General features: G+C 65.3%; 15 protein-coding genes. 9 read left to right on the top strand and 6 right to left on the bottom strand.

The window, feature by feature from the left end; genetic code table 11:
• Window positions 1–996: a phosphotransferase family protein gene (locus tag DY467_RS16190; protein WP_164637463.1), complete on the top strand. Its 996-nt coding sequence runs from the start codon at window positions 1–3 to the stop codon at window positions 994–996.
• Between the two features lie 18 nt (window positions 997–1014).
• Entirely contained in the window at window positions 1015–1389 is a 375-nt protein-coding gene (locus tag DY467_RS16195; RefSeq protein WP_107354927.1) for a DUF6285 domain-containing protein, read from the top strand.
• Between the two features lie 271 nt (window positions 1390–1660).
• Here the strand turns inward: DY467_RS16195 and DY467_RS16200 are convergent, their stop codons facing one another.
• On the bottom strand, window positions 1661–2440 hold the full coding sequence (locus tag DY467_RS16200; protein ID WP_107354928.1) for an enoyl-CoA hydratase-related protein: 780 nt from the start codon (window positions 2438–2440) through the stop codon (window positions 1661–1663).
• Between the two features lie 126 nt (window positions 2441–2566).
• Here DY467_RS16200 and DY467_RS16205 point away from each other — a divergent pair, with 126 nt between their 5' ends.
• Window positions 2567–3841, top strand: coding sequence for an acyl-CoA dehydrogenase family protein (locus DY467_RS16205; protein ID WP_164637465.1), 1275 nt, complete (start codon window positions 2567–2569; stop codon window positions 3839–3841).
• Between the two features lie 506 nt (window positions 3842–4347).
• On the opposite strand, the gene DY467_RS16210 is transcribed toward DY467_RS16205, so the two are convergent.
• Together DY467_RS16210 and DY467_RS16215 are read right to left on the bottom strand one after the other, a co-directional pair.
• Window positions 4348–5925 carry a fatty acid--CoA ligase gene (locus DY467_RS16210; protein WP_164637467.1) on the bottom strand — a complete coding sequence of 526 codons (1578 nt, stop codon included), beginning with the start codon at window positions 5923–5925 and terminating at the stop codon, window positions 4348–4350.
• A 306-nt stretch (window positions 5926–6231) separates the two neighbouring features.
• Window positions 6232–7104, bottom strand: coding sequence for an SDR family oxidoreductase (locus tag DY467_RS16215; protein ID WP_107343740.1), 873 nt, complete (start codon window positions 7102–7104; stop codon window positions 6232–6234).
• 111 nt (window positions 7105–7215) lie between these two features.
• Between DY467_RS16215 and DY467_RS16220 the strand changes: the two genes are divergently transcribed.
• Together DY467_RS16220 and DY467_RS16225 are read left to right on the top strand one after the other, a co-directional pair.
• Complete coding sequence (locus DY467_RS16220) at window positions 7216–8028, top strand: crotonase/enoyl-CoA hydratase family protein (RefSeq protein WP_164637469.1); 813 nt, start codon at window positions 7216–7218, stop codon at window positions 8026–8028.
• Window positions 8029–8175: 147 nt separating this feature from the next.
• A complete protein-coding gene (locus tag DY467_RS16225) occupies window positions 8176–9720 on the top strand; it encodes an acyl-CoA synthetase (protein WP_164637471.1) in 1545 nt (514 codons plus the stop codon).
• Between the two features lie 132 nt (window positions 9721–9852).
• Here the strand turns inward: DY467_RS16225 and DY467_RS16230 are convergent, their stop codons facing one another.
• The 3 genes from DY467_RS16230 to DY467_RS16240 all read right to left on the bottom strand — a co-directional run bounded on the left by DY467_RS16230 (window position 9853) and on the right by DY467_RS16240 (window position 14768).
• Entirely contained in the window at window positions 9853–12654 is a 2802-nt protein-coding gene (locus DY467_RS16230; protein WP_164637473.1) for an ATP-binding protein, read from the bottom strand.
• A 159-nt stretch (window positions 12655–12813) separates the two neighbouring features.
• Window positions 12814–13704: a LysR family transcriptional regulator gene (locus DY467_RS16235; protein ID WP_164637475.1), complete on the bottom strand. Its 891-nt coding sequence runs from the start codon at window positions 13702–13704 to the stop codon at window positions 12814–12816.
• Window positions 13701–14768: a YeiH family protein gene (locus tag DY467_RS16240; RefSeq protein WP_164637476.1), complete on the bottom strand. Its 1068-nt coding sequence runs from the start codon at window positions 14766–14768 to the stop codon at window positions 13701–13703. Before DY467_RS16240 ends, DY467_RS16235 begins: the two co-directional genes overlap by 4 nt.
• A gap of 281 nt (window positions 14769–15049) precedes the next feature.
• Between DY467_RS16240 and DY467_RS16245 the strand changes: the two genes are divergently transcribed.
• From DY467_RS16245 to DY467_RS16260, 4 genes are all read left to right on the top strand, one after another.
• Entirely contained in the window at window positions 15050–15817 is a 768-nt protein-coding gene (locus DY467_RS16245; RefSeq protein ID WP_164637478.1) for a hypothetical protein, read from the top strand.
• 101 nt (window positions 15818–15918) lie between these two features.
• Complete coding sequence (gene ppc, locus DY467_RS16250; protein WP_164637479.1) at window positions 15919–18729, top strand: phosphoenolpyruvate carboxylase; 2811 nt, start codon at window positions 15919–15921, stop codon at window positions 18727–18729.
• Between the two features lie 114 nt (window positions 18730–18843).
• Window positions 18844–19173: a DMT family transporter gene (locus DY467_RS16255; protein WP_107343747.1), complete on the top strand. Its 330-nt coding sequence runs from the start codon at window positions 18844–18846 to the stop codon at window positions 19171–19173.
• Window positions 19174–19583: 410 nt separating this feature from the next.
• Window positions 19584–20909 (top strand): OmpA family protein, encoded by a 1326-nt coding sequence (locus tag DY467_RS16260; protein WP_164637481.1) that lies wholly within the window; start codon window positions 19584–19586, stop codon window positions 20907–20909.
• Window positions 20910–20913: the final 4 nt, after the last annotated feature.

The raw sequence follows: 20913 nt of genomic DNA on the forward strand, positions 1-20913 counted from the left end.
ATGGCATCTGCAGCTATTGCCGACGCGCTGGCGCAAAGCGTGATCGGTTGGTGCGCTGGCGCGACCGGCATTCGCGAGCTCGCGCAACTCTCGGGCGGCGCGAGTCAGGAGACCTGGTCGTTCGTGATCGAGCGGCCGGACGGCGACGTCGCGGCGATCCTGCGCCGCTCGCCGCCGGGCTATGGCAGTGTTTCCGGACGTGCCGCGGGTCTCGATGTCGAAGCCGAGCTGATGCGGCTCGCCTATGAGGCCGGCGTGCCGTCGCCGCAGGTGCTGCACGTCCTCACCGAAGCCGATGCCCTCGGCGCCGGCTTCGTGATGCGGCGTGTCGATGGCGAAACCATCCCGCGCAAGATTCTGCGGGATGCGGAGTTTGCCGCAGCACGCCCGAAGCTGGCGCGGCAGATCGGCTCGATCCTCGCCGGCCTGCACGGCATCGACAGCGCAGCGCTGCCGCCACTGCGGACTATCAGCTCGACCGAAGAGATCGGCCTGTTGCGCGACGACTATCGCTCGTACGAGTGGCCGCGGCCGGTGTTCGAACTGGCGCTGCGCTGGCTCGCCGATCACGACCCCGGCGTGTCGAAAGCGATCACTTTGGTGCATGGCGATTTTCGCCACGGCAATCTGATCATCGGTCCGGATGGCGTGCGCGCCGTGCTGGATTGGGAGCTGGCGCATCGCGGCGATCCGATGGAGGATCTCGGCTGGATCTGCGTGAATTCATGGCGGTTCGGCGAGATCGACAAACCGGTCGGCGGGCTCGGCTCGCGCGAGGAGATGTTCGCCGGCTACGAGGCCGCGGGCGGACATGTCGACGAGGCGCGGGTCAAGTTCTGGGAAGTGATGGGCACGCTGCGCTGGGGCATCATGTGCTGCGGCATGATGCGTCGGTTCCGGGAAGACCCCGATCATTCGATGGAGCGCGCGATGATCGGTCGTCGGTCGTCTGAAACCGAGATCGATCTGCTGCGGCTGCTGGCGCCGCGCAACTAATCATTCAGCGAGGCAGCGATGCAGGACGAACCGAGGCCGGACGAACTGATCAAGGCGGTGGCGGACTTTCTGCGCGAGCAGATCGTTCCGCAGATTTCAGGCCATGCCGCATTCAAGCTGCGGGTCGGCATCAATGCGCTCGATCTGGTGACGCGGCAACTGGCGCTATCGGACGAAAGCGACGCCGAAGAACACGCCAGCCTGCGCGCGCTGCTCGGCCATGACGGCTCGCTGTTCAACCTCAACGCCGAACTTGCCGACCGCATCGCCGCCGGCGCGGTCGACCTGTCGACGCCCGGCGTCAAGGACCATCTGTGGCGCACCACGCTGGCCAAGCTGGCCGTCGACCAGCCGAACTACGCGAGCTATCGGCGGGAGCTGGAACAGAAGTAGGCATCGATTGAGCGAAGACAGCCACGGCGTCGCCGCGATCAACGACCTGTCGTTCGTCATTCCGGGGCGCGCGTAGCGCGAGCCCGGAATCCATAACCCCTGTGGTGTGGTTTCTGTAAGAGCGTTCGTCCTACGCGCCCCCGGAGCCGCGAACGCTGCGGCGTATGGATTCCGGGTTCGCGAGCTGCGCTCGCGCCCCGGAATGACGAACGATAGGTGATCCTTCGTCGCTACGCTCCTCGTAATGACGAAGAGGCTGCGCGCCGACTAACTACTTCCCCTGCCAGTTCGGCGCGCGCTTTTCCGAGAACGCCTTCGGGCCTTCGATATAGTCCTGCGACGCCACCATCGCCTTGACTGCCGGGTAGTCGCGCTGTTCGGCGATCGCTTGGGGCAGCGAGACGTCGAGGCCGCGCATCAGGGTTTGCTTCGAGGCGCGGATCGACATCGGCGAGTTCTTGCAGATCGTCTCAGCCCAGCGCTCGGCGGCGGCGAGCGCTTCGCCTTGTGGCACCACTTCGTTGACGAAACCGAGTTCCAGGCCCTCGCGGGCGGGGACGTGACGGGCGGTGAGGATCATGCCCATCGCGCGCTTAAGGCCGATCTGGCGGGGGAGGCGGTGCAGGCCGCCGGCAAGGGCAGCGAGGCCGACGCGCGGCTCAGGCAGCGCGAAAGTGGCGTTCTCCGCCGCTATGATCAGATCGCAGGCGAGCGCGATCTCGAAGCCACCGCCCATCGCCACGCCATTGACCGCGGCGATGATCGGCTTGTCGCAGTCGAACCGCGAGGTCAGTCCGCCGAAGCCGCTCTCGCCCCAGCCGCGCTTGCCGCCGCTCGCCTGCCACTTCAGATCGTTGCCGGCGCAGAACGCTTTGTCGCCGGCACCGGTGACGATCGCCACCCACTGCTCAGGATCGGCGGCGAACTCGTTGAACACGCCTTCGAGTTCGTAGTGCGCATCGGTATGTAGCGCGTTGTACACTTCCGGCCGCGACAGCGTGACGATGGTAATCGGGCCCTTGCGGGTAACGGTGGAGAATTGCAGCGCCATCGGCGTTTCCTTTTTTCGTTGGACAGAATTGGTGCGGCTGAAGCGCGCTTGACTTGTCGTGTGCGGCGCATGTTAATCGGTCGCTTAACAAGATCAACAACAACACGAAGACTGTGGGAGCACGCCTTGGATTTTTCTCTGCCGCCCGATCTGGTAGCCTATCTCGCCGAGCTCGATCGCTTCATCGAGTCCAAGATCAAGCCGCTGGAGCAGGCGGACGACAACATCCGCTTCTTCGATCATCGCCGCGAATGGGCGCGCACGGACTTCGAACATGGCGGGCTGCCGCGTCACGAATGGGAAGAGCTGCTGCGCAAGGCGAAGAACCTCGCCGACGACGCCGGCCATCTCCGCTTCGCGATTCCGAAGCGCTATGGCGGCCAGGACGGTACCAATCTCTGGATGGCGGTGATCCGCGAACACTTTGCCGCCAAGGGGCTCGGCCTGCACAACGATCTGCAGAACGAGCATTCGATCGTCGGCAATTTCCCGATTGTGAAGATGCTGGATCTGTACGGCACGCCGGACCAGAAGGCGATGATCGACGGCTCGATCACCGGCAAGTATCGCATCACTTTCGGTCTCACCGAGCCTGATCATGGCTCCGACGCGACGCACATGGAGACGCGCGCCGAAGAGGCGGTGCGCGACGGCAAGAAGGGCTGGGTGATCAACGGCGAGAAGATGTGGACGACCGGCATGCACGTCGCCACGCATTGCGCACTGTTCGCCCGCACCGCCGGCAAGGATGGCGACGCGCGTGGCATCACCTGCTTCCTGGTGCCGGCCGATGCGCCCGGCGTGAAGGTCGAAGAGTATCTGTGGACCTTCAACATGCCGACCGACCATCCGCGGGTGTCGTTCAAGGATGTGTTCGTCACCGAGGATGCGGTGTTCGGCGGGGTCGGCCGCGGCCTGTCGCTGGCGCAGTGCTTCGTGCATGAGAACCGCATCCGCCAGGCGGCCTCGTCGCTCGGCGCGGCGGTGTTCTGCATCAACGAGAGCGTCAAATACGCGCGTGAGCGCAAGCCGTTCGGCGAGGAGCTGGCGCGCAACCAGGCGATCCAGTTTCCGCTAGTCGAGCTCGCCACCCAGGCCGAGATGCTGCGCCTCTTGATCCGCAAGACCGCGTGGGAGATGGATCAGATGACCCAGGCCCAGGTCGAGCACACGCTGTCCGACAAGGTGTCGATGTGTAACTATTGGGCGAACCGGCTGTGCGGCCAGGCGGCTGATCGCGCCATTCAGGTCCACGGCGGCATCGGCTATTCGCGCCACAAACAGTTCGAGCACATCTACCGCCACCACCGCCGCTATCGCATCACCGAAGGCAGCGAGGAAATCCAGATGCGGAAAGTGGCGGGCTTCCTGTTCGGCTACATGGGTGCGAACAAGCGGTGAGTGCAGTCCACTTCTTCTCGCCGGTCATTCCGGGGCACGCGCGAAGCGCGTGAGCCCGGAATCCCGAGCTGTTCGTCGCTGGTCATTCGATGCTTCGAGATCCCGGGTTCGCCCGCTGCGCGTGCGCCCCGGGACGACGGCGGGGTGGGTGAGCGCGAGTAATGGATTTCGCTGCGCTTCATCCAGGCTACAGGGCTACATAGCAACCTCGAGACACGTCATTGCCGGGCTTGACCCGGCAATCCATCGTCTTTGTGAGGAATCCGCGTAGCGCGCTGACGCGGGCGAGGGATGCGCGGGTCGAGCCCGCGCATGACGTCGGCGATGGTGACGAGTGCTGCTCGACGACACCTTCATCGATGTCATCCCCCGCGCATGCGGGGGATCCAGTATGCGAGGACGCTCGCGGCAAATGTATCGCAGAGCGATGAGCGCTCTGCGATACTGGGGCGCCCGGACGAGCCGGGCGATGACGACGGTAGATGTGTGTAGCTGAACGCCACCGTTCAGTTCACCTGCCGGTCCTTGCCACTCCAATACGGATCGCGGAGCTGGCGGCGGAGGATCTTGCCCGAGGCGTTGCGGGGCAGGGCCGGGATGAAGTCGATCGATTTCGGCGTCTTGTAGCCGGCGATGCGGGTGCGGGTGAAGCCGATGATGTCCTGCGCGGTCGCTTCCTTGCCAGGCTTCATCACCACCACGGCCTTGACCGACTCGCCCCACTGATCGTCGGGCACGCCGACCACCGCGACTTCGGCGACGTCGGGATGGTCGCAGATCGCGCTCTCGACCTCGGCCGGATAGATGTTCTCGCCGCCGGAGATGATCATGTCCTTGATGCGGTCATGGATGTAGACGTAGCCGTCCTCGTCCATGTAGCCGGCATCGCCGGTGCGCAGCCAGTTGTCGCCGTCGATCGTCTTCCTGGTGGCGTCGGGGAGATTCCAGTAGCCCACCATGTTGGAGCCGGAGCGGGTGGCGATCTCGCCGACCTGCCGCGGCGGCAGCGGCTTGCCGTCGGGATCGAGGATCGCGATCTCGACGCCGGGCAGCGCCTTGCCGGCCGAGCGCATCCGCTCCAGGCCCTCGACGTGATCCTCCGGCGGCAGCGCCACGATGGTGCCGGTGGTCTCGGTCATGCCGTACATCTGCACGAAGCCGCATTTGAAGACCTCGATGCATTCCTTCAGCAGCGCTGCCGGGATCGGCGAGGCGCCGTACAGCATGTATTTCAGCCGCGAGAAATCGACCTCGCGGGCGCGCGGCTGCCGCACCACGAACTGCATCGCGGCTGGCACCATGAACAGCTTGGTGATGCCGGACTGTTCGAAGAAATCGAGCACCTTGGTCGGATCGAATTCACGCGCGATCACACCCTTGGCGCCGTGATACACCCCCATCATGCCCCAGCCTGAGCCGCCGATGTGGAACACCGGCATCGCCACCAGTGATACGTCGTCGGGCGTCCAGGTGTTCCACTCCGGCTTGTTGTCCTGGCCGGCGCGGACCAGCGACAGGAAGTTCGCGTGGCTCAGCATCGCGCCTTTCGGTTTTCCTGTCGTGCCGGAGGTGTAGAGCTGGATCGCGATGTCGGACGGCGCGATTGCGACCTGCGGATCATCGCCCGACTGAGCATCGCGCCATTTGGTGAAGTCCTGCCACTCCGGCGCCCCGCCCTCGGTGGTGATGATATGGCGCACGCTCGGGATCTGGTCCTTGAGGCCGCGGACCTGATCGACGAATTCCGGGCCGACGAACAGGATCGCCGCCTTGCAGTCTTCGACGATGTAGGCGATCTCCGGCCCGGCGAGGCGCCAGTTCACCGGCGCCATCACCGCCTTGGCCTTGATCGCGCCACTCCACAGTTCGAAATAGATGTCGCTGTTTTTGCCCAGATAGGCGATGCGCTCGTTCGGCTGCACGCCGGATGCCTGCAGCGCGCGGGCGACCTGGTTGGTGTGGCGATCGAAGTCGGCAAAGGTGCTGATGCGGCCTTCGAACTCGTAGGCGATCTCGTCGCCGCGGGTCTTTGCCTGCGCACGGATGACGTCGGCCAGCGTGGCCGGCTCGGCTGCCTCGGACATTGTCTCTCCCTTGGATATTGTTAGTTCGTTGCTTATTGTTTGCACGAAGTCTGCCGCGCTTCGGCTGCAAACACAAGCGGGAGGGAATGTCGCGGGGATGATGAACGTGCGGCCTGGGAGGCCAATGGCGCCGCTTGCAAAGCACAAAAGCTGCGCAGCACAAGATGGTCATCGCCCGGCTTGTCCGGGCGACCCAGTATTGCAGGGCGTTCGTGGTTAGCCGCTGACGCCCTGAAATACTGGATCCCCCGCATACGCGGGGGATGACGTCGTCATTAGTTGGTTCGTGCGGGCGATTCGAGCTTGTTATCCCCGCTGCGCGCGGTCTTTTTCGTTCTGGGCTTTGATCGAGGCCTTGGCGTTTTCCCAATCGTCGTTGGTCCAGTCGCGCAGCTGATAGAAGTTGCCGCCCATCGCGAGGCCCTGCGCGCCGTCCATGGCGATGGTTTCGCCGCTGATCCAGTCGCAACCGCCGGAGATCAGGAAGGTCGCGAGGTTCTGCAGCTCCTCCATGGTGCCGACCCGGCCCATCGGGTTCATCTTGATGGTGCGGGCGCCGGCTTCGTCGCCCGGCTTGATTCGCTTGCTCATGCCTTCGGTCGGAATTTCGCCCGGCGCAATGGTGTTGAGGCGGATGCCGTATTTGCCCCATTCGGTGGCGAGCGACATCGTCATGGCGTGGATCGCCGACTTGCTCATCGCCGACGGCACCACATAGGGGCTGCCGTTACGCACCCAGGTGGTGGTGATCGACACCACGTTGCCGCGGTGGCCGCCGGCGATCCAGCGCTTGCCGACTGCATGGGTGACGTAGAACGTGCCGTGCATCACGATGTTGGCGACGGCGTCGAAGCCGCGCGGGCTGAGATCCTCACTCCGCGAGATGAAATTTCCGGCCGCGTTGTTGATCAGGTCGGTGAGCGGCCCGCTCTCGAAGATGGTCTCGACCATATGGTCGACCGCCGCGGCGTCGCGGATATCGACGCCGTAGGTCATCACCTTGCCGCCGTACTGATCCATCAGTTCGGTCGCGGTCTCGTCGCACACGCCCTTGCGACGGCCGCAGATGTGCACTTCGGCGCCGAGCTGCAGGAAGCGCGCCGCCATCGCCTTGCCGAGGCCGGTGCCGCCGCCGGTGACGAGGATGCGACGGCCGGCGAGAAGCTGATCTGTGAACATGAAGAAAACCGCCCGGAAAAGTTGAAGCTGTTCATTAATTAGGCGATTGACTAAATCCCGACAACGCTTTTCTGTAGCGCCGCAACGCAAAACAAAATGGAGGATGTCCCGATGAGCGACCGCGTTTCGGTGACGATCACGGACGGTGTCGCCGATGTCCGCCTGGTGCGCGCGGACAAGATGAATGCGCTCGACGCCGCGATGTTCGAGGCCTTGGTGGCGACCACCGAGCGCCTGGCGAACGAGAAGGGCGTCCGCGCCGTGGTGCTATCCGGCGAGGGCAAGGCGTTCTGCGCCGGCCTCGACATGGGACGTTTCGCCGCGATGAAGGAAAGCGGTGGCAACGGAATTCCGGGAGGCGAATTTCGCGACCTGACCAAGCGTACGCACGGCCAGGCCAACGCCGCGCAGCAGGCGGTGTGGGGCTGGCGGATGCTGCCGGTGCCGGTGATTGCTGCGGTGCATGGCGTTGCGTTCGGCGGCGGCTGTCAGCTCGCGCTCGGCGCCGACATCCGGCTGATGGCGCCGGATGCCAAGATGTCGATCATGGAAATCAAATGGGGCCTGGTGCCCGACATGGCCGGCACGCCGATCCTGGCGACGCTGCTGCGCGACGACGTGCTGCGCGAACTGACCTACACCGGACGGATCGTCGCGGCACACGAGGCAGTGAGCATCGGCCTCGCCACCAAGATCGCCGACGACCCGTACCAGGCCGCGCTGGAGATGGCGCGCGAGATCGCCGGCAAGAATCCGGACGCGGTGCGTGCCGCCAAGCGGATGATGAATAAGCTCTCGGTCGATCCGGGCCCGGCGCTGCTCGCCGAAAGCGTCGAACAGCAGAAGCTGATCGGTTCGCCGAACCAGACCGAAGCGGTGCGCGCGAATATGGAAAAGCGCGCGCCCAACTTCGTCGACGCATAGCGCTACGCGGCAAATACATGACTTATCGAGGGGACGCCGCGCGCATCGCGCGGCGTCTTCGCGTATAAGCGCCGCATCATCGTGCTGCAGCGTGCGGTCATCCTTGCGCGCTGCGGCCAAACCCGACTCGAGAATCGGAGAGTAACAATGTCCGAGAACCAGCTTTATCACGGCATCATTTCCGGCGGCCGCCGCCGCAGCTTCGACGAAGTGAACGCGCGCGTCGCGACCATCGCCGGCGGCCTACAGGCGCTCGGCGTCAAGCCCGGCGACTGCGTCTGCGTGCTGATGCGCAACGACATCGCCTTCATGGAAGCGGTGTACGGCGTGATGACGCTCGGCGCCTATGCGGTGCCGGTGAACTGGCATTTCAAGCCGGAGGAAGTCGGCTACATCATTGGCGATTCCGCCACGCGGGTGCTGATCGGCCACGCCGACCTGTTGCACAGCGTCGCCTCCGCGATCCCGGCCGACCTCACGGTGCTCAGCGTGCCGACGCCGCCGGAAGTGATCGCCAACTACAAGATCTCGCCGGATCATCTGTCGCCGCCGGCGGGTGCGATCGATCTCGACGGCTGGCTGGCGCAGCAGAAGCCGTATGACGGCCCGGCGCTGCCGCAGCCGCAGAACATGATCTACACCTCTGGTACCACCGGCCATCCGAAGGGCGTCAAGCGGTTTGCGCCGACGCCGGAGCAGGCGGCGCATGCCGAAAAGATGCGTGCGACGATCTACGGCCTCAAGCCGCAGGTGCGCGCGCTGTGTCCGGGCCCGCTGTATCACTCCGCCCCGAATTCGTTCGGCATCCGCGCCGGCAAGCTCGGCGGCGTGCTGGTGCTGATGCCGCGCTTCCACCCCGAGGAATTCTTGGCGCTGGTGCAGGAGCACAAGATCGACACCGTGTTCATGGTGCCGACGATGTTCATCCGGCTGATGAAGTTGCCCGCTGAGGTGCGCGCCAAGTACGACGTCTCGTCGCTGCGCCATGTCATCCACGCCGCCGCTCCGTGCCCGGCCGACGTCAAGCGCGCGATGATCGAGTGGTGGGGGCCGGTGATCTATGAGTTCTACGGCTCGACCGAATCCGGCGCGGTGACGTTCGCGACGTCCGAAGACGCGCTGAACAAGCCCGGCACCGTCGGCAAGATCGCGCACGGCGCCGAACTGAAATTCATCGACGATGACGGCAATGAAGTGCCCAAGGGCGAGATCGGCGAGATCTTCTCGCGGATCGCCGGCAATCCGGACTTCACCTACCACAACAAGCCCGAGAAGCGCGCCGAGATCGACCGCGGCGGCTTCATCACCTCCGGCGACGTCGGCTATGTCGACGACGACGGCTACGTCTTCATCTGCGATCGCAAGCGCGACATGGTGATCTCCGGCGGCGTCAACATCTATCCGGCCGAGATCGAGGCGGCGCTGCACGCCGTGCAGGGCGTGCACGACTGCGCGGTGTTCGGCATTCCGGATGCGGAGTTCGGCGAAGCGCTGATGGCGATGCTGGAGCCGCAGCCGGGCGTGACGCTCGACGAAGGCTTCATCCGGTCGCAGCTCAAGCTGGCGCTGGCCGACTACAAGGTGCCCAAGCACATCAAGATCATGCCGGAGCTGCCGCGCGAGGATTCCGGCAAGATCTTCAAGCGCCGTCTGCGCGATCCGTATTGGGCGAATGCCGGCCGGGTGATCTAGCAGCGGTACTGTCTTTGGTGGAATGAGGAGGACGCTTCGCGCCTCCTCGCCATGAGGCTCATGAGGCTCCATGAGGCTCCGCCGCGTTGCGCTTTGGCGGCGGAGCCCCAAGTTCACCGACGCAGGACGGGTCTAGCTCGCGACGCTCTTGCGTTCCGGGCCGGCCTCGTCTTCGGCCGGCTGATGATCGGCGCGGCTGAGGGCGGCGCGGACCAGGCGTGCCAGATCGGCTCGGCGGAACGGCTTCGATAGCAGCAGCACGCCGGGATCGAGCCGGCCGTGGTGCATGATCGCATTCTCGGTGTAGCCCGAGGTGTACAGCACCTTCACCGGCCGCAGCCGCGCCACCGCGTCGGCGAGCTGGCGGCCGTTCATGCCGCCCGGCATGATGATGTCGGTGAGCAGCAAATCGAACGGCGTGCCGCGCCGCACTTCCGCCAGCGCTGCGGTGCCGTCCGCGGCCGGGATGGTGCGATAGCCGAGGCCGCGAAGCTGCGCGAGTGCGAAGTTGCGGACCAGTTCGTCGTCTTCCACCAAAAGAATGGTTTCGGTGCCGCCTTCGATCGGCGTGATCGAGGGCAGGGCATCGACGTCGGAATCGGCGCGGGGCAGGTACAGCCGGATAGTGGTGCCGTGCTGTTCCTCGCTGTAGATCTGGATGTGGCCGTTCGACTGTTTGACGAAGCCGTACACCATGCTCAGGCCGAGGCCGGTGCCCTTGCCGACACTCTTGGTGGTGAAGAACGGCTCGAACGCTTTCTCCAGCACGTCGGGCGTCATGCCGGCGCCGGAGTCGCTGACTGCGATCATCACATAGCGGCCCGGCTTCACCTCGGGGTGATGTTCGGCGTAGTCGTCGTCGAGCATCACGTTGGCGGTCTCGAACAGCAGCTTGCCGCCGCCCGGCATCGCATCGCGGGCGTTGACGGCAAGGTTGAGCAGTGCCGACGACAACTGCGACGGATCGATCAGCGCCGGATCGACCGCGGGATCGAGCCGAACGTCGATGTCGATGTGCTCGCCGATGGTCGGCCGCAGCAGCTGCTTGATGTTCGACACCACGGTGTTGACATCGATGTTGCGCGGCTGCAGCGGCTGCTTGCGGGCGAAGGCGAGCAGCTGACGGGTGAGGTCTGCGCCGCGCTCGGCGGCCTGGTCGATCATTTTCGCGATGGTGACGAGGTCGGGCCGGTCGGCCAGCTCGTCGAGCAAGATCTCGGCGGTGCCGCTGATCACCGTCAGCATATTGTTGAAGTCGTGCGCAACGCCGCCGGTGAGCTGACCGATCGCTTCCAGCTTCTGCGATTGGTGCAGCCGCCGCTCGGTCTCCTTCAATTCGGAGACGTCGCTGAACACCACCACGGCGCCGCTGATCGTGCCGTCGGCCTCGCGGATCGGCCGCGCGTTGCCGGAGACATCGACAATCTTGTCGCTGCCGAGCACATGGACGACGAACTCGAAGCGATCGATCGGCTCGCCGCGCATCGCCCGTCGTCCGGGACGCTGATCCACCTCGAGCGGTGTGACGCCGTCAGCGAGGAACGACTCGACCGAAGTCTCCCAGGTCGGGCCCGTTATCCCGGTGGGCGAGGTGCGCAGCGCCACAGCGGCGGGGTTCTCATAGACGATCACCCCTTCGGTATCGACCAGCAGGACGGCCTCGGCCATCGCATTCATGATCGATTCGAAAATCTCCTTCTCGCGGCGGAGCGCCGCGGTCTTCTCGCGCGACTCCTGCATCGTCGAAGAGAATGCCTGCGCCAGCACTCCGATCTCACCGCCGGCGTTGCGCGGCAGCGTCAGCGGCCCGCCGCCACTGAGGCTTTCGACCGCACGGGTCATCTCCGAGAGCGGCCGTGCCAAGCTGCGGGCGAACGCTACCGCCAGCACGATCGCCACCAGCACGGCGAAGCTGCCACCGACAAGGGTGGACTTCCCCCATGCCAGCATCGGGCCGCGGATCATGTCGTGCTCGGCGATCGCTTCGACCAGTGCCAAAGGCGTCTCGGTGCCGGCGTTCATGGGCTGATAGGCGACGCCGAACCGGTCACCATTGCGGCTTTCGATCACGGCCGGAGTCCAGCGGTCGTTCGCCAGCGCCCCGGCAAGCGCGGGAAAATCCTGTTCCAGGGTCGAGGGAAAGCCGATCGCCAAGCCGCCCCGAGGGGCGTCGGGGTGGAACAAGTAGTGCCCCTTATCGTCGACGACATAGATCTTCGACGCCGCCAGTACCGGATCCTTCAGCCGCTCGAACGGCCTTCTCAGATCGATCGTCGCGGCCAGAACGCCGAACCGCGCGCCTTCGTCACTGAACACCGGGGTGACGACGCGAATAATGGGACGCAGCGCCGGTGCGTCCTGCTGTGGAGCTTTGGCGGACGGCTCCTCGATAGGCTCGAACTCGACAGTCGAGATCAGCATCTCGCCGTCCTTGGCCGACATGCCGAGCTCGATAATCTCGCGGCCGCCCGCGAATGCTAACTGGTCGTCGGGAACGATACGAATCTTGCTGCTGGCCAGACGTTCGACACGGACGATGTCACCGCTCTGGTCGGCGACGCCGATCAGCCGGTAGCGTGCGAAGTCCGGCTTGTTTTCCAGTTCCAGCGCGAGGCGCCGGCCGATGCGTTCACGCCACTGCGGCAGGCTTTCGCCGCCGGCGACGATTTTCGATCGGTCGAGACTGAGCTCGATCAGCTCGTCAATGCCGATAATGTGGCGGAAGCCCATCAAGTCGGCGGTGGCGCCGTTGACGAGGTGAGACAGCTCGCGCGCCTGCCAGCCTGCATTGGCGTCGAGTCCAGCCAGGGTCCGCTCGATCGCCACCGGCGCGATGTTGCGATAGCCGAGATAGCCGACCCCGATTGCGGTCAGCATTGCCGTCGACATCACCAAGATCGCCAGTCTGGTCGAAAGCGTCAGCCCCTTGCGCAACGTCTCACCCTCCTAGGTTGTAACCCTAGGCATGGCTTCGGCAGCGCCGCAACGATGCGAGGCAAATAAGCTAAGTTTTCTTTGGATAGTTACAGAGTTGTGAGTTCCTGTGGCGGGAACCGGGAATTAGCAGCCGCAATTTGGGTATCCAAATCCAGATCAGCGCGTCGGCATATCGGACAATTCAGCAAGTAGTGCGTTCTCGGCCTGACTGTGGCTGTGTTCCTTGTGACGCAAGAGATGGAAAGCGCGATGCGGCAGATCGAATCGCTGGCAGTGCAACGTGCCGGCGGCCAGTGACGGCGCGGCGACGAGTGCAGAGATCGCGGTGGCGCAGTCAGAACTTTCGACTGCGGCGCGGACCGCTTCGTTAGACGGCAATTCCAGCCGCACATCGAGATCGGACAACGCCAGCCCGCTGCGTTGCAGCGCGGCCTCGAACATCGCGCGCGTGCCCGAGCCGCGTTCGCGCAGCACCCAGCCGGTGGTGGTGAGCTTGGCGGTCGTCAGCCGCTGCAGCGTGCACCACGAATGGTCGCGCCCGACCACGATCACCAGATCATCGCCGCCGATCGACGTCGCATTCAGCAGCGGATCGTCGACCTCGCCTTCGACCAGGCCGAGATCGGTGCGGCCTTCGCGCACCGCCGCGGCGACCTGTTCGGTGTTGGCGATCGTGAGCTGCAGCATGATGCCGGGATAACGCTGCCGGAAGCGCAGCAGCCGTTGCGGCAGCCAGTAGTTGCCGACGGTTTGGCTGGCGGCGATGCTGAGCGAACCTCGCTTCAGTCCGGCGATGTCGTCGAGCGCCTGTGCGGCGGCGCGAGCGCGGGCAAGCACGGCGCGGGCTTCGCCGAGGAAGTCGCGACCGGCTTGCGTGAGCACGATGCCGCGGCCGACGCGGTTGAACAGCTTGACCCCGTGACGTGCTTCCAGCGCGGCGATTGCCGCGCTGGTGGCCGATTGGGTGAGGTTCAGTCCGCTCGCGGCGCGGGTCATGTGCTGCTGTTCGGCGACGGCGATGAAGATGCGGAGCTGTTCCAGTGTCATCCGTGCCATCCTGTGAGTTTGATCAGCATCAGCGAGAAGCCGGCGATGAACAGCGACGCGGTGAGGCCGAGCAAGGCGGGGCGTAGGCCGCGCGCGGCGAGTTTGCGCAGGTCGGTCTCCAGTCCCATTGCCGCCAGCGCCATCGACAAAAGGAAGCCGGTGATCGCCACGATCCAACTTTTGACCTCGTGGGGGATGGCGACGAACTGGTTGACGCCGATCATCGCCACGAAGCCGAGCACAAACCAGGGCATCGGCGGCGCCGCGGCGTGGTCGCCGGCGGGCAGATGCTTGGCGCGGAAGCGGGCCAGCATGCCAAGCGCGATCACCAGCGGCGCCAGCATCATCACCCGAGCCAACTTGGCGATGGTGCCGAATTCACCGGCGCGCTGGCCGCCCTGGAAGCTTGTCGCCACGACCTGGGCGATCTCGTGGATGGAGGCGCCGCTCCACAGCCCGAAGCCGTGAGCATCGAGATTGAACGCTGCCTGCAGCAGCGGGTAGCCGACCATCGCCAAAGAGCCGAACACGGTGACGCAGGCGACCCCATAGGCGACGTCCTCATCATCGGCGCGGGTCACGGTGTTGGTCGCGATAATCGCGGAGGCGCCGCAGATCGATGTGCCGGCGGCGATCAGCTCGGCGAGCTTGCGGTCGACGCCGAGCACGCGACCGAACCACACGGTAAAGCAGAAGGTGGCGAGCAGCGTTGCAGCGATGATTGCAAGGCCTGCGCCGCCGACCTCGATCAGTTGCGCGGTGGTGAGCTGCAGGCCGAGCAGGATGATGGCGAAGCGCAGCACCCGTCGCAGGCTGAACTTGACCCCCGGCACCGCCCAGGACGGCGTGCCGATGGCATTGTGGCCGACGATCCCGATCAGGATCGCCAGCAGCATCGGGCTGATACCGGGCATCCCCGGAATGGCATGCAGGCCGACGGCGGCGGTTGCGATTGCGGCGGTCACCGCCACCCCTGGGGCGATCGCCGCGAGATGCCGTCCAAGGTGGGCGGCACGAGGGTGGTGGGGGTGCGGGTTCGGCTTGGCATTTGTGATCAGGCTCATGGATCGGCTCCTTGTTGACCAATCCATTGCGGTTCCAGACTAATCAATCAAACAGATTGTTCTGTTTAAAGCAATCGATTTAGATGATTAATCTCTCAAGTGCCCGCATAAAGCAGAGTTCCTTCTCTCTGGAACCGCCGCTGCACCGGATCGTTGCCAAGGTGTGACGCGTGCGGACGCCGGTTGGCAGCTTGCTTACCAAAGCGGGAGATCCGCCCCAGGACGTCACAGCGCGTCCGCGGGTTCCATGCTACACAGGGCCACGCTGGAGGGGATCGATCATGACAGACCTGCATTCAGACCCGTCGCGTGCGAAATGGCATTCCGGCATTGGCGGCTTCGTTGCCACCGAGTGGCCGTATCTGTTGATGCTGCTGTTGGCGCTGTTCGGGGTCGCTTACACCAGCTTCTCCGAAACCAGCATCTACTGGGTGATCCTGGCCCCGTTCATCGGTCTGGTCTGCGTGGTATCGCGCTGGCGTGAAGCCCGCGCGGCCGATCAGCACGTCTATCTGGTGGTGTCGCAGGTGCTGCATTGGGGCGCCGTGCTGCTGACCATGGAATTGATGTCGCTGCAGGTGACGCGCCAGCTCAGCGGCCTTGCCGCTGCGCTCGGCGTGCTGACCCTGCTGGCGCTCGGCACCTTCACGGCCGGTTTGCACATCCGCGCCTGGAAGATCGCGGTGGTCGGCGTCATCCTCGGCGTCAGCGTCCCGGCGATCGCCTTCCTGCAGCAATCGGCGCTGCTGATCCTGCTGGTGATCGGCCTGATCATCGCCATCGTGGTACCGTTCGTTTGGGCCAAGCGCCGGCCCGCGCCGGCTTCGGAGCCGCTGTTCCAGCCGCCGTTCACCCGCACCACCACCCCGCCGACCTCGGCCAGCTCGCGGCCGGTGCCGCAGCCGCCGCTGTACGAAACGCCGGTCGCGGCTCCGATGCCGGTCGCACCGCCGCCGGCCCCGACGCCCAGCGCTGCCGAGCCGGCCTCGCCGCCGCCCGACAGCGACACGCCGCCGGACAACGTCCGCAACATCTCGGGCGCGCGCTAACTACGCTTCGACCGGCCCGCGCGACGTGCACCGCCGATTCTTGATCTTGCGTGCGGTGCACAAAATCCTTCAGGATACCGATCTGATCCTGGAGTGCTGCGATGTCGTCGTTGAACCTGTCCGCCGGTGCCGAGCCGGTTTCCGAACGTCCTGACGACGCGGCCGCGATCGAGGCCGAGACCCGGCTGCGCAACGACATCCGGCTGCTCGGCCGGATCCTCGGCGACACCGTGCGCGAGCAGGAAGGCCAGACCGTGTTCGATCTGGTCGAGAACATCCGCCAGACCTCGATCCGCTTCCACCGCGACGACGACAAGACCGCGCGCGCCGAGCTCGAAGCCATCCTGGACGGGATGTCGATCCCCGACACGATGCGGATCGTTCGCGCCTTCAGCTATTTCTCGCACCTCGCCAACATCGCCGAGGACCAGAACAACATCCGCCAGATGCGCGCCGGCTCGACTGCGGGCTCGGCGCCGCGCGCCGGCCTGCTCGCCAAGACGCTGGCGCACGCGCGGCAGGAAGGGATCAGCGCGGCGGAGCTGCGCAAGTTCTTTGCCACCGCGCTGGTCAGCCCGGTGCTGACCGCGCACCCGACCGAAGTGCGCCGCAAGAGCACGATGGACCGCGAGATGCAGATCGCTTCGCTGCTCGATCAGCGCGACCGCGTTCAGCTCACCGCTGACGAATGGGCCGACAATGAGGAGCGGTTGCGCCGCGCCGTCGAAACGCTGTGGAAGACCAACCTGCTGCGCCGGACCAAGCTGACGGTGCTGGACGAAGTCACCAACGGCCTGTCGTTCTACGACTACACCTTCCTCCGCGAGGTGCCGCGGCTGCACAGTGCGCTGGAAGACCGGCTCGTCGATGCGGCGAAGGCGGAAGGCGTCAACAGCGAAGGCGAGCTGGCGAGCTTCCTGCGGATGGGAAGCTGGATCGGCGGCGACCGCGACGGCAATCCGTTCGTCACCGCCGAGGTGCTGCACGGCACCTTGAAGCTGCAGAGCACGCGCGTGCTGCGCTACTATCTCGAAGAGCTGCACGAGCTCGGCTCGGAGTTGTCGCTGGCCTCGCATCTCGCCGGCACCACCGACACCGTCAAGGCACTGGCCGAGACCTCGCCCGACACCTCACCGCATCGCAAATACGAGCCGTATCGCCTCGCGGTGTCCGGCATCTACGCGCGGCTCGCAGCGACTGCGCTCAAGCTCGAGGTCGAGAACCTCCGCGCGCCGGTCGGCGAGGCCGAGCCTTACGCCAGCGCTCAGGACTTCAAAGCCGATCTCGACGCCATCCATCTGTCGCTCACCCAGCACAATTCCGGCGTGATCGCGCGCGGCCGGCTGCGCCAGCTCCGCCGGGCGATCGACTGCTTTGGCTTCCATCTCGCCAGCCTGGACATGCGGCAGAACTCGGCGGTGCACGAGCGCACCATTACCGAGCTGATGGACGCCGCGCGGCCCGGCACCTCCTATGCGATGCTCGACGAGGAAGCGCGGATCGCGCTCTTGATCAGCGAGCTGCGCAGCACCCGGCCGCTGACCTCGATGTTCGTCAAATACAGCGATGAGACCGTCGGCGAGCTTGCAGTGTTCCGCGAAGCCGCGAAGGCGCACGCGACCTACGGGGCGGCGGCGATCCCCCAATGCATCATCTCGATGACCAAGGGCGTCTCCGATCTGCTCGAAGTCGCGGTGCTGCTCAAGGAAGTCGGGCTGATCGATCCGTCCGGGCGCAGCGCCATCAACGTGGTGCCGCTGTTCGAGACCATCGAGGACCTGCAGGCCTGCGCCAAGATCATGGACCGGCTGTTGTCGATCCCGGAATATCGCCGGCTGGTCGACAGTCGCGGCTCGGTGCAGGAGGTCATGCTCGGCTACTCCGACAGCAACAAGGACGGCGGCTTCGTCACCTCGGGCTGGGAGTTGTACAAGGCCGAGATCGGCCTGATCGAGATCTTCGAGCACCATGGCGTGCGGTTGCGGCTGTTCCACGGCCGCGGGGGCTCGGTCGGCCGCGGCGGCGGCCCGAGCTACGACGCCATCGTGGCGCAGCCGGGCGGTGCGGTGAACGGTCAGATCCGCATCACCGAGCAGGGCGAGATCATCACCAGCAAATATTCCAACGTCGAAGTCGGCCGCAACAACCTCGAGATCCTCGCCGCCGCGACGCTCGAGGCCAGCCTGTTGCAGCCGAAGCGGGTGGCGCCGCATCGCGATTATCTCGAAGCGATGGAGCAGCTCTCGGCATTGGCCTTCAAGGCGTATCGCGGCCTGGTGTATGAGACCGACGGCTTCGTCGACTATTTCTGGGCATCGACGGTGATCAACGAGATCTCGACGCTGAACATCGGCAGCCGCCCGGCCTCGCGCAAGAAGACGCGCGCGATCGAGGACCTGCGCGCGATTCCGTGGGTGTTCTCATGGGCGCAGTGCCGGCTGATGCTGCCGGGCTGGTACGGTTTCGGCAGTGCGGTCTCGGCCTGGGTCACCGCGCACCCCGAGAAGGGCATCGCCTTCCTGCAAAAGATGTATCAGGAGTGGCCATTCTTCCGCACGCTGCTGTCGAACATGGACATGGTGCTGTCGAAGAGCTCGATTGGCATCGCCTCTCGCTATGCCGAACTGGTCGAGGACGTCGATGTCCGCGAGCGCATCTTCGGCCGCATCCGTGCCGAATGGCATTCCTCGATCGAGTATCTGTTCGCGATCATGCAGCAGGACCGCCTGCTGCAGAGCAACCCGCTGCTCGAACGCTCGATCCGCCATCGCTTCCCGTATCTTGACCCCCTGAACCACGTCCAGGTCCAGCTGCTGCGCGAACACCGCACCCACGATCCCGACGAACAGGTGCTCCGCGGCGTGCAACTGACGATCAACGGGATCTCGGCGGGGCTGCGGAATAGCGGGTGAGGGCGGCTGCGGCTGGATTGGTCTGGGCTGATTCAGCGGGTGGAAAGGCGCGCCTGTTAGATTGGCGGCGATGCTGAAGCCGGCCAGCAGCCGCAGACACCGAGGACGTCCGCCATGCATTGGCTCTATCTTCTGATCGCGATCGTGGCCGAAGTCGCCGGGACATCGGCGCTGAAGGCGTCGCAGGGGTTTACGGTGCTGTTGCCGTCGGTGCTGGTCGTCGTCGGCTATGGTGCTGCGTTCTATTTCCTGTCGCTGACGCTGAGCAGCATCTCGGTCGGCGTCGCTTATGCGCTGTGGTCCGGGATCGGGATCGTGCTGATCTCGGCGGTCGGCTGGCTGTGGTTCGGCCAGGCCTTGGACACCGCGGCGATGGTCGGCATCGCGTTCATCATCGCCGGCGTCGGCATCATCAATTTCTTCTCGAACGTGTCGGCGCATTAGAGCGCAAGCTTCGCCGGCGCGGGCTCGCCGAGACCCGCGCGGATAATTTCGGCACTGCGATCTGCCGCGTCGCTTCAAGCCGAGCCGAATCGATCCTCCGACTTTGCATCCCGATACCGCGAGTGCTGTATCCCGCTACGGTCTGGTAGAGGGGTAGTTAGTTGCGTGCCAAAAATGTCGGCGCGTGTGCTTAGTTAGTAAGCACGAAGTACGACAGGTCAAACTTTTGTCAGGATGGTGGCCAGCGCACCGATGGCGCTAACTGGTTGGCGACCGACCCTTTCGACGGATCAGGCGATCTCGGGGGCGGTTCGACAATGCGAACGCGCGTTCGCTGTGCCATGCCGGCTCGGCTTCGTTGTCTGAATGCCCCGGCGCGCGGCCCGATCGCGGCGGAGAAGGGGCGTCCGATGCTGTATCTTGTCACTCATTATTGGATCTGGCTGGCGGCGGCCTTCGTCGTCGGCGCGGTCACGCCGCTGCTCGCGCAGAAATTCGGCTGGGCGGCTGACCTCGAGAATTACTGGGTGAGCCGGGTCGGCGTCGTGCTCGCCGTGGCGCTGGTGCTGGTCGCCGCGCAACTCGCCTCCGGCAAGGCCGAGCTGCTGCTCGAAGCGGGCGTCGGGCTGGTGATTGCTTACTTCGTCGGCGGGCTGGCCGGCGGCATCGCGCCGGGCCTGCTGCCGGTGCGGTTCGAAGGCTGGTGGGTCGGCCTGTTCGCGACCGGGCTGATCCTGGCGGTGTTCGGCATCACCACGCTGCCGAAGCTGGAGCCGGATCTGCGCGAGCGCGTCGCCGACGTGGTGAAGGAAGCCGGCGCCGATCCGTTGAACTTCGACGTCGCCGGGCGCGACGTGCTGCTGCCGGCCGATCTCGGCAGCGACAAGGTGCGGGCCGCACTCGGCGAGCAGATCTTGAAGGTGCCGGGCGTGCGCCGCGTTGCCGATGTCGACGACCTGAGCGGCGCGGCGCTGGCCTCCAAGACGGTGGCGAAGCTGCAGGCTGAAGCCGAGGCGAAGGCCAAGGCCGAGGCGGCCGCGAAGGAAGCCGCTGCCAAGGAGGCTGCCGCAAAGGCCGCCAAGGATGCGGCGCAGAAGCATGCTGCCGCCAAGGCCAAGGCGGACGCCGAGGCGAAGGAAGCCGCCGCGAAGGCCGCCGCTGAAGCTGCGGCCAAGGAAGCTGCTGCAAAGGAAGCCGCCGCCAAGGAAGCCGCAGCCAAAGCCGCGGCGGAAGCGGCCGCCAAGCAGGCTGCTGCCGATGAGGCGGCGAAGAAGGCGGCTGATGACGCGGCCAAGCAGGCAGCTGCCAAGCCGGCCGCTGCGACTGCGGAGATCAAGACCGCGAACGCCACCGGCGCGCTGCCGGCGAGTCCGGCGCAGGATTGCCAGGGGCGGGTGTCGGCTCTGGCTTCTGCCGAGAAGATCAACTTCGAGCGCCGCAGCGCGGTGATCGACAAGGCATCGCAGCCGCTGCTCGATAAGCTTGCCGCCGCGATCAAGCAGTGCCCTGCGGTGACCATCGAGGTCGCCGGCTACACCGACGGCGCCGGCAAGAAGTCAGCCAATGTCGCGCTGTCGAAGCGCCGCGCCGAAGCGGTGGTGGCAAGCCTGACCAAGGCCGGGATCGGCTCGGTGAAGCTGGTGGCGGAAGGCTACGGCTCCGCCAAGCCGATCGCCAGCAACGACACCGCCGAAGGGCGGGCGCAGAATCGGCGGATCGAATTCGTGGTGAAGTAACTCC

Source organism: Rhodopseudomonas sp. BR0G17 (genome assembly GCF_010907025.1).
Classification (GTDB): Bacteria; Pseudomonadota; Alphaproteobacteria; order Rhizobiales; family Xanthobacteraceae; genus Rhodopseudomonas; species Rhodopseudomonas palustris_H.